Source organism: Methanoregula sp., from assembly GCF_041663825.1.
In the GTDB taxonomy this organism is placed as follows: Archaea; Halobacteriota; Methanomicrobia; order Methanomicrobiales; family Methanospirillaceae; genus Methanoregula.
Genome location: NZ_JBAYLY010000005.1, coordinates 18,467 through 32,101 on the forward strand (window position 1 = coordinate 18,467; position 13,635 = coordinate 32,101).

The window sequence follows — 13,635 nt, forward strand, 5'->3', positions numbered from 1 at the left end:
GCGGAACGCATGAAACCGACACCATCCAATCCGGGCAACGCTCCTGTTCCTCCTGCAGGAGACCCGGTTGCAGCGTTTGAAGCATCAGAGTTTGCCCGGCTGCTGGGTATGCACATCATCGAAGCCCGCGACGGCTACGCACGTGTTGAGATGGACTGTGCCGGAAAAACCAACCCGCACGGTATCGCGCATGGCGGTGCGGTCTTCTCGCTTGCCGATCATGCATTTGGCATCGCATCCAACTGCGGAACCATCCATTACACCGCAGTCTCCGTGCACATCCAGTACATTGCACCCGCGAAAGGCCGGCTCGTCGCGGTTGCAGAAAGGGTAGCCACGAATGAGACCTGCGACACGTTCCACGTATTGGTGTACGAGGGAGAACGGACAGTCGCTATGTTTGACGGCGTCGCATTCAGGCTCCCGTAGGCATCTCCTTTACGCGCACCGCCCCACGAACCCTGCGCCTTTATCTCCCGGCAGTTGCCCATACTCCCTTATGACTGTTGAAAAAACAGCAGTGACCGCAGTTGCCGGGCTCATGGCGCTTGCGGCCCGCACCGCACCAAAAGCACACGGGGACGATGAGATCCTCCTTGCCGTGCTCACGGACGCCCAGATAAAAAAACTCTCCCGCGCGATGTCGGATTAGGCACGAAAAACGGGCTGGGATACTTCCTGCGCGATGCGAAGAATGTTGCCGCTTCCGATGCGTGTCTTGTCATCGGCGTCCGCGGCGCTGCCACGGTCGGCCTCAACTGCGGGGCCTGCGGGTATGCGACCTGTGCTACCCTGGTAAAATCAGCACAGAAAAAGAAAAACACTACAACCGTGTATGCCGGCCCCAACTGTGCGGTGCGGATGACGGATCTCGGGATTGCCCTTGGGTCTGCGGTAAAAACCGCCCAGATCCATAACGTGGACAACCGGATCATGTACACGGCAGGATCGGTTGCGATGAACCTCGGATTTCTGGGGAAAGACTGCACGGTCGCCTTTGCGATCCCGCTTTCGGCATCGGGGAAAAGTATTTTCTTCGACCGGAAAGCATAACCGGTGACAGACAATGCCAGTCATGATGATACGCGGCGGCGATCTCGATCTTGTCGAATACGAGTTTAAGTCATTCCTTCCCGGTGAGATCACAAAAACACTTGGTTTTGAGAAGAACCGTTACAAGCTGCGCCCGAAGAAGAGTAAAGTCGTGGTAAAGGCACCGGCCCGGATCCACCTCTCCGTCCTCGATATGAACCGGTTTGCACCGGACCACGCAGGCGGCGGGGGGATCGGGTTTGCCATCCAGTGCTATTGCACCGCGGAAGTCGAGTGTACCCGGCAGGGGCTCGTGATCGATTACAGCCGGTCGGCCATTGTCGAGAACTTCGTTGCCGTTTTTAACAAAGCGGTCGGCTACACCGGCGGGTTTAAGATAAAAGCGACCGACCACCAGCGCAAGCATGTCGGCCTCGGGTCGACGAGCACAGTCATGATCGCGGTTGCGACAGCCTTAAACGAGGCTGTCGGCTCGCCGCTGACCAATGCAGAACTTCGCCAGCTGATCGGCCACAACTATGTCGAGGAGACCGCAGAAGGTACGATCGCGTTCGGCTTCGAGACCGGGGTCGGCCCGGCCGCGAGCACCCATGGCGGCATGGCAGTGATGGGCGACGAACTGACCCTCGTGTACCACCACCCGTTTGCGGAAGGAAAAAACGTTTTTATTGTTGTCCCGCCAACCGACATCTCGTCAGCCGGGACAAAAGAGTTTGACCTCCTCATGAACCGGGCACGGTCGCTTGACTACCGGGACCGGGAACTCAAGGCATACCTCTTTATGATGGATTTTATCCCGGCTCTCGAACGAGAGGACTTAAAAAAAGCAGGCGACGTCGTCTGGGAGATCGAATTCCGGGGATCAAAACGAGCAGAGATCGAGCACCACAGTTACCGGATCTACCAGTACATGAGCATGCTGCGCGAGGCCGGCCTCGAATTTGTCGGTATGAGTTCTGTGGGCCCGTCAATCGCGATTGTGACGGAAAAAGACAGTAAAACCATCCAGAAGATCTTAAAACCCATCGGACTTGAGATCGCGATTGTGACAAAAGTGGATAATAAGGGAATGACGATTACGTGCGGGAAATAACCCAGTACAGACAGGGATAGATCCCCCTTTAAAAGACGAGGAAACAAAACCAGGATCCTTTTTGTACCAACCATTTTCTCCTGAAAATCCAGTGTTTGATTCAACAACAGTATGCGAAGGAATTCCCCCAAGTACAAACAGGATGTTCTGCAGATTCCCTTAACCCTTTATGAGGGCATTGGTTTTCCGGCCTGAGATCCGGTACTGTTTTTCCGGAACCGTAATTTCGAATCGTGCACCGTTGCCAGGCACCCCGGTCTCTCTGATGGTGATCCCGGTCAGGGAAAGGATCTCCCGGATCAAAAACATTCCAAACCCCATATTTTTCCCCAATCCGCTCTCGAAGATCCGTTCCTTTTCCTTGACGGCAACGCCTATCCCGTTGTCCTCCCAGATAACAACCAGGTCTTTTTTTGATTTTCGGGCGGATACGCGAATTATGGTCACCCGCTGCCCATGACGGACGGAATTATCCAGCAGATTAAAAAAAACTTTTTTAAGTAACGGGTCAGCAAAGACCTCAACATTTGGAATATCCAAAGTCGTCAGGGTAATCGTTGCCGGGACCTCTTGCCAGGGTATAACCGAATCCAGTTCTACCCATTGCGGCGCGTTGTTACCTATATCCTGGTAGACTCTGGTAAATTCGATCTGTGACTGGATATCTGTAATGGAGGCTCTTATTTTTCCCAGGTATTTTCCGAGCGTAGGATCGCTTGAGTTCATTTCTGCGAGTTCAAGGTACCCGTGAATTCCGGTGATCCGGTTCAGAATATCATGCCGGGTGATACCAGAGAGCAGGCTGAGCTGGCGGTTTGCCCGAAGGAGAGATTCCTCTGTTTTCTTTTGTCGGGTAATATCACGGCTGATGCCGGTATATACGGTAATATTACCTTGGGCATCGCGCATCAGTGACCCGTTCTGGGAATGCCACAGCCATGTGCCGTCCTTGTGTCGTATTCGGTACTCAAGCCCACTCGTCTTTTCCCCGGTCTGGAATGTGTGCCGGAAGAATTCAAGGTTGCGGGGAAGATCATCAGGATGAATTAAGTCAATAGCGGATTTTCCGATCCACTCCCCGGGCTCGTATCCCAGCAATTCGGTAACCTGTGGAGAGATGTACGAATAAATCCCGGTAGGGGTTATCGAGTAGATAATGTCATCTGCATTCTCCACAAAGGTGCGAAACTTCTCCTCGCTCTCTCTGATTTCATCTTCCGCTTTTTTCCGCTCGGTTATGTCTTCAAGGTGAACCTGGATCAGGTCAGGCGGAATAAAGGCAGCGCTGGCATGGATATACTTTCCGGGCAGGAAATGTTCTGATGTGCATTCCGTTAACAGTGTTCCCCTGATTGCGAAACAGTGTCTGATCTTGGACAGGATATCAGGCCGGCCTGCGTATAGACGGGATGTCGTTATCCCAAGGTAGTCATGCGCACGGCCGCCCGAGAGAGTTTCTGCCGCAGTGTTATAGTCCACCAGAACAAAATCGTCATTACGGTATTGCCAGGTGAATATGGCAAGAGGGTTGTTCTGGTACTGCCTGCGGAATCGGGTCTCGCTCTCCTCTAATGCAGCCTTTGTTGCCACTTCCCTGGTAATATCCCGGCCCACCGACTGGTATTCGATAAGTTTTCCAGAAGGATCATAGATCGCGCGGTCGCTCCACCGCTGCCACCGCAGTGCTCCATCCGGCATAATGATCCGGTGTTCGATAACATCCGTTGGATGACTCGGGGACAGGGAGGCAAAGAACCGTTTCACGCACTCCCGGTCTTCAGGAGGGATCTTCGGTCTGAACCGGTGTCCGATAATATCCTCCCGGTTCATCTCAAAATACCGGCAGTATGCGCCATTGACAAAGACGTGCGTGCCATCCGGCAGGAACCGGGAGATAAATTCGGACTGGTCTTCGACAACGTTCCGGTACCGCTGCTCGCTCTCCTCAAGCAGTTTCTGGCTTTTTGCCAGTTCATCGTAATTTTGTCGGAGTTCTTCATCACCTGCAGTCAGCTGCTCGTATGCTGCCTGGAGATCCTCGTTCTTACGGGCAATCACCTCCTCCGCGGTTTTTCGCTCCGTAATATCAGAGCACATTGCAAAAGAGCCCTGAAACGTACCGTCAGGAGCCATAACCGGCGTCGCTGACATCTGCGTCCGCCGGATCTGTCCCTCTTTTGTAACAAATCGTCGCTCGAACCGTCCGCTCTTCCCTTTTCGTCGTTCATCTCTCCGGGAGGTGTCGTCAGGTATCTCTTCAGGCGCAATAAGCGAGGAGATGTGCCGGCCCATCATCTCTTCTGCCGTGTAGCCGAGCATCTCCGCCATCCGCCGGTTGGCATAGACTATAGTGAACGCCTCATCCATCTGGATAATACCTTCAGCCGTGGTCTCTACAATACGACGGTATCGTTCCTCGCTCACTTTGAGTGCATCTTCCGCGCGCCTGCGCATGACCGCGTAGCGCACCTTATTTGACAGTTCGGCAAACTGGCTTTTTGGTTCGCCACCTTTCTGGAGATAAAAATCTACCCCCTCATTCAAGGCCTGGATAACAACCTCTTCGCGTCCCCGCCCGGTAAAGAGGATAAACGGAAGGGATTTTCCCAAAGATCGTATCGTTTTTAGCAGTTCGATACCGTCCATATTTGGCATTTGGTAGTCAGCAATGATGGCATCGTAGTTTTTTGTATCGAGAAGAGCAAGTGCTTCCGGGCCGGATGTGATGGTGTCAACGATAAACTGACCACCCCGTTCAAGGAAGAGTTTCCCGATCTCAAGCAGGCCAGGTTCATCGTCAACATAGAGAATACAATACATGAGACCTCGGTTTAATGTGCCGGGTTCTATTTGATAGATGTAATGATGATAGTTTCGATCCAGACGCATTCCCAATACCAGAACGGATTCCTGCAGATTCTTTCAGCAGAGAAAAGATATTTTCCCGGATTATTTGCCACGCTATCCGGTCAATACCACCGGCCCCCCACAAAAAAGATCGGAAACCAAAAAACCTGCAGGAGCGAGAAAATGCGCACACATGTAAAAAATTACTACCCTTCCGGTTTCTTCTTCTGCCGGCAGGCCTGGATAATCCCGACAATAATAAAGAGAATTGCACCAGCGGTCAGTGCCAGGACAAAGAGAAGCATCAGGCTCATATTCTCTTTGACAATAGAGAACGTGCCCAGGTAATACCCGCCGAGCACTACAAGGAGCGTCCACGCGACTGCACCAAGCACGTTATACAGGAGGAACCGGTGATACTTCATCGTCCCAACACCGGCAAGGAAGGGCGCGAATGTCCGTACAAAGGGCACGAACCGGGCGACAAAGATAGTGGCCCCCCCATATTTCTCGTAAAAAGAATACGTCTTGTCAATGTGCTCTTTTTTTATAAAGTTCGGGAACCGCTCCTGGAAAATATGTAATCCAAGGTAATTTCCCAGCCAGTAATTGACCGTGTCCCCGGCGACAGCTCCAAGGATAATTACCGGGATGAGAATCTCAAGATTCATGATCCCACTCGCTGCTGCTGCCCCGGAGACAAAGAGCAGGGAATCCCCGGGTAAAAACGGCGTTATAACAAAGCCGGTTTCAAAAAAGATGATGCAGAACAGGATCAGGTAAGTCCACATGCCGTAACTCTGGACAACCGAGGACAGGTTCTGATCAAGATGTAAGATGAGGCCAATAATTGATTCTATCATGAATGGTACAGGTATTAGGTAAACGGCCTATATCAACATGAGGCACCGTCGATTTGTTTTGGCCGGGTAACAGGTGGGAATGATGTCAACGTATATCGTCAAAAAAGGACAAACAGGGTATACTGACAACAATATTTTGTGCCACGTGATTACCATGATGATTCCCGAAAAGATTTTGCGTCTGACCTCCCTGTGCAGCATCATCTGCTTCGTGTTTCTCCTTGTTGCCCCTGTACAGGCATTCACGGCAGATTCCCTGAGTATTACCGTCGCAAATAACGGTGATGCCACGGCCACGTTCAAGTATACCCTTGAGGGAGTGATCGAAAATGCCATCCCCCAATCCATGCTCCAGGAACAGCTGGTAAAAGGACTGGCCACAAGTTCGGATCCTCCGGAAGTGCTCTCCTTTGATAAGTCAGGAGCAGGTCTTTACCTGAAAAATTTTGCCGTGATAAACGATGTCCCGACCGGGTCAGAGTACCAGACCGCATCCATGGACTTTAAAAAAGCCCAGATCGCTCTCCAGAACTCGGCCGTAAGTACCGTGATCTCCGCTGATTTTTCCCCGAAAGTCACAACCGTTATCTTCCCTGACGGATATTCACGCCAGCTCACCGATTCGTCGGTCCTGCCATCCCTGAAGCATACGGTGATCGATCCGGCGAAAGCTGCTGCTGTATCGACAATAAATGCCTCGGCGCCCGGGGCAATCAGGGTCAGTTCGTCTCCCGCACAGGTGCACGTGTATATTGACAATACTTATACCGGCGAAAGCCCGGGAACCTTTACCGGTATAACACCCGGCCGACACGAGATCATGCTGGAATCTGACGGGTACCTTTCCCTTACAAAGACTGTCACGGTAAACCCCGGTGAGACAGCCACCGTTTTTGAATCCCTGGAACTTGCTGAAACACCGGTAAAGAAATCGGGTGCACCGGGCATTGGTGTCGTGATCGCTGCTCTCGTACTTACCGGGTGCGGCATGGCCATCCTGCGCAGGAAATAAGATCCGGCTTTTATTTTTCCGGAAGATCTCTTCCGGCTTTTTTTAACCTTCGCAAAAACTTCTGGTTTTTTAACACACTGCGAAACGCATGTTAACGGACGGGACAATGCCCGTCCCCTTCAAACATCCAAAAGCACTTTACGATGATACCGGATTACCTTTTCAGACACTCTCTCCACAGGGGATATGTCACAACGGCAGGGAACTCCGGCGCATTTTTCACGGCATGTATGGATCTCATGTCCGGGGATATTCATTTTTTTATTGGGAAGAGCACAAGGATTGTTCACTCCGCGAAAGAGCCAGATATCCCAAACGGACCTTTAAACCTTGTACTTCTCTAAATTTTCCTTTGCAAACATCAGAATTTTTTAACAGGACTTGCCGAAGCGATTCCCGGTCCATTGGGGGTACCCCCTCCCGGCAAGCCCCGGGTGGCACCCCCCACTCCCAAAAAGGAGAGGTACCCCCACCCCCCGACCAATTTTTTTAAAAGCATGATACCCCCACCCCCTGTCCGGGCATAAGAGGGGGACTACCCCCTCTTTCCTGCATTCCCAAAACCTGTGCTTCGCGTGGAATTATCGTCTGAATGTATATTTTGCCGGCCGATGGCTTAGTGGGGGTAGGGGCCTCTTTTCCTGCATGGGGGCACCCCCCGCTCCCAAAAAGGAGAGGTACCCCCACCCCCCGACCGATTTTTTAAAAGCATGATACCCCCACCCCCCTCTTGTGGCCCGGGAGTGGGGGGTGCCTCTTTTGTACAAATGGAGGGGTACCCCTTCCTGCACCAAAGGGAGGATGGCGGCTGTCAAAAAGGATATTCCCGCGTCCAGATCTGGTTTATACGAATTTTTAGTGATTGTTCTTTCAACGTGAAAATAGAGAAGTACTAAAAACCGGCAAAACAGATCGAGCACGAAAAAAAGAGAGAAAAATTACTGTCTAACGCCTTGATCGGATCGCAAGGATACCGATGACACCAAATGCGGCAAAAGCGGCGAATGGCAGGTTGCCGGACCGGGTTGGCGCCGGTGAAGTTGCAGTTTCGACGGCAATTGTTACTTCAGCAGAAACATTGGACTGGGTGTTGGCTGATACCGGGGCGGTTACATTTGCCTGCTGTGCCGTCGTATTTGCCGCTGCGAGCGGGACGAGGGTCACTGCAATCTCAACGGTCTCGTTTTTCGCCGGGACTGAGGTTATATTTGCTGTGTAGACGGCATACCCGGACTTTTCAACGGTAATGATACGGTAGGGCGTTCCGGTCGTATAGACCTCAACCTTTAGTTGACCGTCCTTTGTGATTCCCTTGAAATCCTTATCAAAGGTAACATTTGCGTTGTCCACATTTGCTTTGACAAGGTAGGTACCCATGTTCCCGCCGATCAGCTGCGGGGCAGTAGTAGCCGTCGCGGCCGCAGTCTGGTTATCTGCCGGGACCGCAGCTGACACGCATCCGACAATTGCAATACACGCAAAGAGCGTTAAAAAGAATATTTTCTTCACATAATCACTTCCAAGTACGAGAGGAAAGAACGTCGCACGTACATTTAATAATTCCTCCGTGATCTGACGAATTACAGCGAAACGCCCTTAAAAATCAGGTTGTTTTTTCAAATGCGGCAGTGATCTCGGCTCGGGGGAGCGGCTGCCCGAGCACGGTCATCGTCCAGCGCCGGGTAGAACACTCCAAGGCAGATAATGGTGAGAGAAGTGCCTGAACCTCAATCTCAGAAAAGTAATGAGTGGCTATCCCGTTTTTCCGTTCGAACGTACCCGGTTCGATCTCGCGGCCGGTGCCGGCCCGAAAATCCTCACCAGAAAACCCGGAAAAATACAGGGTTCCACCCTCCTTAAGCACCCGTGCCGCTTCCCCGACGCAGCGGACACGCCCGGCTCCTGACAGGTGCCCAATCACGTGGAACGCAATCACGACATCAAATGAGGCATCGGCAAAAGGCAGGTAGCGGACATCGGCAAGGGCGATATCCCCGCGTGCAGTTTCTGGGATAAGAGACCTGCACAGGATCGCAGCAGTGGAAGAAAAGTCAACGCCAACCACCTCGCAGTTTTTTTCCAGAATCGCGGAGAACGTCTTCCCGTTCCCACACCCGAGTTCAAGCACGCGCAGGCCGGGGCGAAAAGGCGGCAGGTTATGGACTGCTCCTCCCCAGACCCGCCCCCGCCGGGAATACTCGTTCTCCCAGCAGCCTGCATCACGATCTCTGTTCATATATCTGCACCGTTTCCATTACCGTCACCGACTCTCGATGCAGAACCGGCTTTGCCGGGACGAGAATCATGTTCCGGATCCACACTATTATTCGAGGAAATGATGGGTCAGGTTCATGACATCGCGGTACGGGATGACCCCGATAAGGCGATTGTCGTCATCGGTGACCGGCATGGCCCGGAAACTGTACCGCTCGAACTCCTGCGACGCCTCTTTAAGGGTATTCTCTACATTCAGGGCAATCACGTTCTCCGTCATAATCGCAGAGAGGAGCGCCTTGTCATCCGCCCTCAGCAGTTCCTTGAGGTCAACCACACCCAGCAGCCGGTCATTGTTATCCACGACGTAGATATACATGACGACATCTTTTCCACGGGCATGACCGGGAAAATCATTCTGCACGTACTCAACGGTCGTGTCCGGGAGGAATTTTAAGATCTTCTGGGTCGTGTAATGGATCACCTTCTCCTCCTGCTTTTCCATAATCGCCCGGACTTTACGGGCATTGTCGGGACTGAGCGCCGCGAGAATCTCTGCTGCGTCCTCATGCGGGATAACTGACAGGACATCTGCCGCCTGGCCCGGTGTCATGATATTGATTAAGGGGACCACTTTTCCAATATCGAGCGATGCAATAATATCCCGCTGGACATTGGGCTCTATTTCTTCTAATGTATCGGACGCCTGATCGGTTTCAAGCGATGAGAATACCGCGAGACGCTGGTCATGATCAAGTTCCTCGATGATATCGGCCAGGTCGACCGGGTGGATATCCGCAAGGGTCTCTTTTAAGACCGTGAGCTTGACATTGCCCTTGAAACTGCTGATGTGGGTGGGCAGGGGCTGGACGTACTTCCATGAAATTATCGAATCCTCTGTGGTCTCCGTATCCCCCGGGAAGAGTCGTGCAAGCGGCCCGAATCCGAACCGGCGCAGCCGCGCCGCCTTGCTCGTGTCCACTTCGGTCACAAAGAGCCGACCATTCCGCTCGACAAGCCGGATATCGTAGACCACTTCTACTTCCGCATCCTCCGTGTCGAGCACTTTCTTGTCAAGGATATGGTCGCGCAGCAGGATTGCATCCTCGGCCGGATCCCGCTCGTATTTTTTTGGGTCATCAATACCGATGACAACCCGGCCCGGTTCAAGGCTTTTTACCTGTTCCCAGGGTATAAGCAGTGACGGATCACCAAACGGGCGCCTCACAACCAGGTATTTTACAACGGGAAACGTCCCGGTCTCTACGATTACAAGATCGGACAGTCTCCCGATCTTCTTATCAGAAAAGAGCACTTTTGCATCCAGAAGTTCGCTTAACAAGTAACGGGCATCTGATTTTGCTGCAACCGTATCCTGTTTTTCATTCATTTGTTCACCCCCGTTTTTCTCATCAAATACCGCCTCCACCAAGCATCGTCCAGAATTTATAGCCCAGGAGCAGGACGAGAAGGACCAGGTACACCCGAAGCATCAGGAGCGCGAACTTTACCCCACGGGACATCTGGATCTTTGGAGTAGCATACTTCCGGTTGATCTCAGAAATTTTACCGGTCCACCCCCTGATAATGCTGCCCACCCTGCTCCCGAAGATATGTTCAATACGAATCATATGATAAACCACCTCACCCTCCGAACAGGCCCGGGAAGAGGGTCGATATGCCAAACAGCGTCGAGAGGACAATAATCACCGCTACGATCACGATCCCGGCGATATTCTGTGCGAGCGTGTTCTTGTATTTTCCCATGATCTCTTCGTTATTCAAGAGCAGGATCAAAAACACCAGTGCCGCCGGGAGCAGGGTTACTGCAATTACCTGTACAAAGAGCGTGATGAGGACAAGCGGGGCATCGGGTATCAGCACCACGGCTCCAGCCGTCAGGATGGCAAACAGGTAGCAGGCATAGAACCACGGCGCTTCCCGGATCTTAAGGTTGAGCGAATGCGCCCATCCGAATACTTCCCCGAACGCCCACGAACTGGAAAGCGAGATACAGATCGCCCCGAGGAACCCGGCATCGAATAGTCCTATCGCGACAAACGTCCCAAGCCACGGGTTAATTCCCATCATGATGGTCGCTGCCTGCGCCGCACTGTCAATCTGCATGCCGTAAAGAACCGTTCCGGTCACAACGACAACAAAAATAGCGACAATGACGGTAAACGCCGAACCGATCAGGGTATCCAGCTGCCCGAAAGGAATATCTTTTTCCTTCATCCCCTTATCGACAACCGCGCTCTGCTGGAAGAAGATCATCCACGGGGCAATTGTCGTCCCGATATTTGCCATTAAAAAGAAAAAGAGCGTGCTGTTAAAACCACCGGGGAAATGCGGGATAAGCCCCTGGCCGAGAACGTCCCCAATCGACGGGTGGACAAGAAATGCTGCAGGGATGTAGATAAGGTTGAGCACCGCAAAGACGATCGCAATCTTCTCCCAGGTCCAGTATCGTCCCTGGAGCACCATGAGCAGCATGACGACCGAAACAATTGCGATGGTAAAAATGGGGGGGACGTGGAAGATGCTCATTGCTGCAGTCATACCGATAAACTCGGTGATAAGTGTGAGCCAGTTCACGAGCGTAAGATCAAGAAATGAGAACCAGCCCCAGAACGAGCCGAACGCATCGAAGATCGCCTCTGCGTGGCCTCTTTTCGTGACTGCCCCAAGACGGACTGTCATCTCCTGAACCACATAGGCGACCGGCAGGAGCAGCAGTAAAAACCAGATCAGGCCGTAGCCATAGGTGGCCCCGGTGACCGTGTAGGTGGTGATCCCCCCGGCATCGTTATCGGCGAGCATCACGATGAGACCCGGGCCGGCAAGGATCAGATAAATCTTGAGCGCCTTAACAAAACGCCGGTATTTATAAAAAAATGTTGATCCAAAATCCATAAGGCGCCCCTTTTTAGATTCATCACCCGGTTACATTGCGGTAATCTTCCCCTCCGTTCATCCGGCCGGCATGGCGATGAGCGTCAAAATCAGATTCTTCCCGGATACAATGGCCGCGAACAGGTAATAAAATATCTCAAAGAAAGGTCTGTCATCGTATCAGTCCCTAGCATCATCTGTGGCGATATTTTTGTGGAGCACTGCCGGGCAGACTTCATGTAAACTGTTCTCTCAAGTGCATTGAAGCATAATAAGGTAAAATAAGATACACTAATACTGGAATATCAAAATCAAAAAAGCCCCTCGTACCAGATACAGGGGATGTTCATTTGAGGTGCGCGAAATGTTAGATATCAGGTTTGTACGGGCAAGCCCGGAGATAGTAAAAGCCGATTTATTGAAACGCAATACTCCGGAAAAAATTGCATGGGTAGACGAGATCCTGGCAAAAGATGCGCGATCCCGCGAGCTCAAAGTACAGACTGATGAACTGCGGCGCCGGAGGAACACGATAGCCCGCGAGATTAACGAGGCACGCAAAACAGGAAAAGACCCGGCACCACTCATGGCGGAAGCGGCCGAACTTCCAAAGAATATCAAGGACAATGATGCCGAACAGGATGAGATCACTGCACTCATCCGCACCCGGCTCATGCGCCTCCCCAACATCCTGCACGAGAGCGTACCGCAGGGAAAAGACGATACCGAAAATATCGAGATCCGGCGTATCGGCACCCCGCGTACATTTGACTTTGAGATCCAGAGCCACGGGCAGCTTGCTGCCGACAGGGGCTGGGCAGACTTCGAACGGGCAACGAAGATCTCCGGCGCAGGTTTCTATTTCCTGAAGGGGAACCTTGTGCTCCTGGATCTTGCGCTCCAGCGCTTTGCTCTCGACCTGCTTGAAAAGAAAGGATTTACACCCATTTCCCCGCCGCTCATGATTAACCGCAGCTCGTACGAGGGGGTCACCGATCTCGAGGATTTCGAGAAGGTCATGTACAAGATCGACGGCGATGATGCATATTTGATAGCGACAAGCGAGCATCCCATGGCCGCAATGTACCAGGACGAAATCTTTGAAGAAAAAGACCTGCCGCTGCGTCTCGCCGGCCTCTCATCCTGCTTCCGTCGGGAGATCGGGGCGCACGGGCTTGATACAAAAGGGCTCTTCCGCGTCCACCAGTTTACGAAGATCGAACAATTCGTCTTCTGCAAACCTGAAGACTCCTGGCAGATCCACGAAGAACTGCTGGCAAACGCCGAGGAGATTTTCAAAAAACTGGAGCTTCCCTACCATGTCGTCAACATCTGTACCGGGGATATCGGCACGGTCGCTGCAAAGAAATACGATATTGAGGCATGGATGCCGCGCGAGAACGCCTACAAGGAAGTTGTCTCCTGCTCTAACTGCACCGCGTACCAGGCTGCAAGCCTTAACATACGGGTGCGGGACAAGGAGAATTTCGAGTCAAAACGGTATGTCCACACCCTCAACTCGACCGCAATCGCCACGTCGCGGGTGCTGCGGTGCATTTTAGAGAATTACCAGAACAAGGATGGATCGGTAACAATCCCGGAAGTTCTCAGGCAGTACATGAACGATCGGGAGTTCCTGTAAAATCCCTTTTACATTT

The 13,635-nt window shown here is 52.3% G+C and carries 13 protein-coding genes and 1 pseudogene; 7 read left to right on the forward strand and 7 right to left on the reverse strand.

Annotated features, from left to right (window positions below; all coding sequences use genetic code 11):
* Positions 1–9 precede the first annotated feature (9 nt).
* From WCX19_RS03425 to WCX19_RS03445, 5 genes and pseudogenes are all read left to right on the forward strand, one after another.
* Positions 10–429, forward strand: a complete 420-nt coding sequence (locus WCX19_RS03425; protein WP_373005031.1) for a PaaI family thioesterase — start codon at positions 10–12, stop codon at positions 427–429.
* 70 nt (positions 430–499) lie between these two features.
* Positions 500–652, forward strand: a complete 153-nt coding sequence (locus WCX19_RS03430) for a hypothetical protein (protein WP_373005034.1) — start codon at positions 500–502, stop codon at positions 650–652.
* A gap of 71 nt (positions 653–723) precedes the next feature.
* Positions 724–777: pseudogene (locus tag WCX19_RS03435) on the forward strand (hypothetical protein); the annotation flags it as partial.
* 84 nt (positions 778–861) lie between these two features.
* Complete coding sequence (locus WCX19_RS03440) at positions 862–1,053, forward strand: DUF2148 domain-containing protein (RefSeq protein WP_373005036.1); 192 nt, start codon at positions 862–864, stop codon at positions 1,051–1,053.
* A 13-nt stretch (positions 1,054–1,066) separates the two neighbouring features.
* A complete protein-coding gene (locus WCX19_RS03445; RefSeq protein ID WP_373005039.1) occupies positions 1,067–2,146 on the forward strand; it encodes a GHMP kinase in 1,080 nt (359 codons plus the stop codon).
* A 159-nt stretch (positions 2,147–2,305) separates the two neighbouring features.
* Here the strand turns inward: WCX19_RS03445 and WCX19_RS03450 are convergent, their stop codons facing one another.
* Positions 2,306–4,966, reverse strand: a complete 2,661-nt coding sequence (locus WCX19_RS03450; protein WP_373005042.1) for a PAS domain S-box protein — start codon at positions 4,964–4,966, stop codon at positions 2,306–2,308.
* A gap of 233 nt (positions 4,967–5,199) precedes the next feature.
* Positions 5,200–5,856 (reverse strand): VTT domain-containing protein, encoded by a 657-nt coding sequence (locus WCX19_RS03455; protein ID WP_373005045.1) that lies wholly within the window; start codon positions 5,854–5,856, stop codon positions 5,200–5,202.
* Positions 5,857–5,935: 79 nt separating this feature from the next.
* Here WCX19_RS03455 and WCX19_RS03460 point away from each other — a divergent pair, with 79 nt between their 5' ends.
* Positions 5,936–6,868, forward strand: a complete 933-nt coding sequence (locus WCX19_RS03460; RefSeq protein ID WP_373005048.1) for a PEGA domain-containing protein — start codon at positions 5,936–5,938, stop codon at positions 6,866–6,868.
* A gap of 945 nt (positions 6,869–7,813) precedes the next feature.
* On the opposite strand, the gene WCX19_RS03465 is transcribed toward WCX19_RS03460, so the two are convergent.
* From WCX19_RS03465 to WCX19_RS03485, 5 genes are all read right to left on the reverse strand, one after another.
* The gene (locus WCX19_RS03465) at positions 7,814–8,377 is read right to left on the reverse strand and encodes a hypothetical protein (protein WP_373005051.1); all 564 of its coding nucleotides are present in this window, start codon (positions 8,375–8,377) and stop codon (positions 7,814–7,816) included.
* A 94-nt stretch (positions 8,378–8,471) separates the two neighbouring features.
* On the reverse strand, positions 8,472–9,104 hold the full coding sequence (locus tag WCX19_RS03470) for a class I SAM-dependent methyltransferase (protein WP_373005054.1): 633 nt from the start codon (positions 9,102–9,104) through the stop codon (positions 8,472–8,474).
* 87 nt (positions 9,105–9,191) lie between these two features.
* The gene (locus WCX19_RS03475; protein WP_373005057.1) at positions 9,192–10,472 is read right to left on the reverse strand and encodes a magnesium transporter MgtE N-terminal domain-containing protein; all 1,281 of its coding nucleotides are present in this window, start codon (positions 10,470–10,472) and stop codon (positions 9,192–9,194) included.
* 22 nt (positions 10,473–10,494) lie between these two features.
* Positions 10,495–10,713 carry a hypothetical protein gene (locus WCX19_RS03480; RefSeq protein WP_373005060.1) on the reverse strand — a complete coding sequence of 73 codons (219 nt, stop codon included), beginning with the start codon at positions 10,711–10,713 and terminating at the stop codon, positions 10,495–10,497.
* A 13-nt stretch (positions 10,714–10,726) separates the two neighbouring features.
* A complete protein-coding gene (locus WCX19_RS03485; protein ID WP_373005063.1) occupies positions 10,727–11,998 on the reverse strand; it encodes an NRAMP family divalent metal transporter in 1,272 nt (423 codons plus the stop codon).
* A gap of 343 nt (positions 11,999–12,341) precedes the next feature.
* On the opposite strand from WCX19_RS03485, the gene serS reads away from it, so the two are divergent.
* Positions 12,342–13,619 (forward strand): serine--tRNA ligase, encoded by a 1,278-nt coding sequence (serS, locus tag WCX19_RS03490; RefSeq protein ID WP_373005067.1) that lies wholly within the window; start codon positions 12,342–12,344, stop codon positions 13,617–13,619.
* Positions 13,620–13,635: the final 16 nt, after the last annotated feature.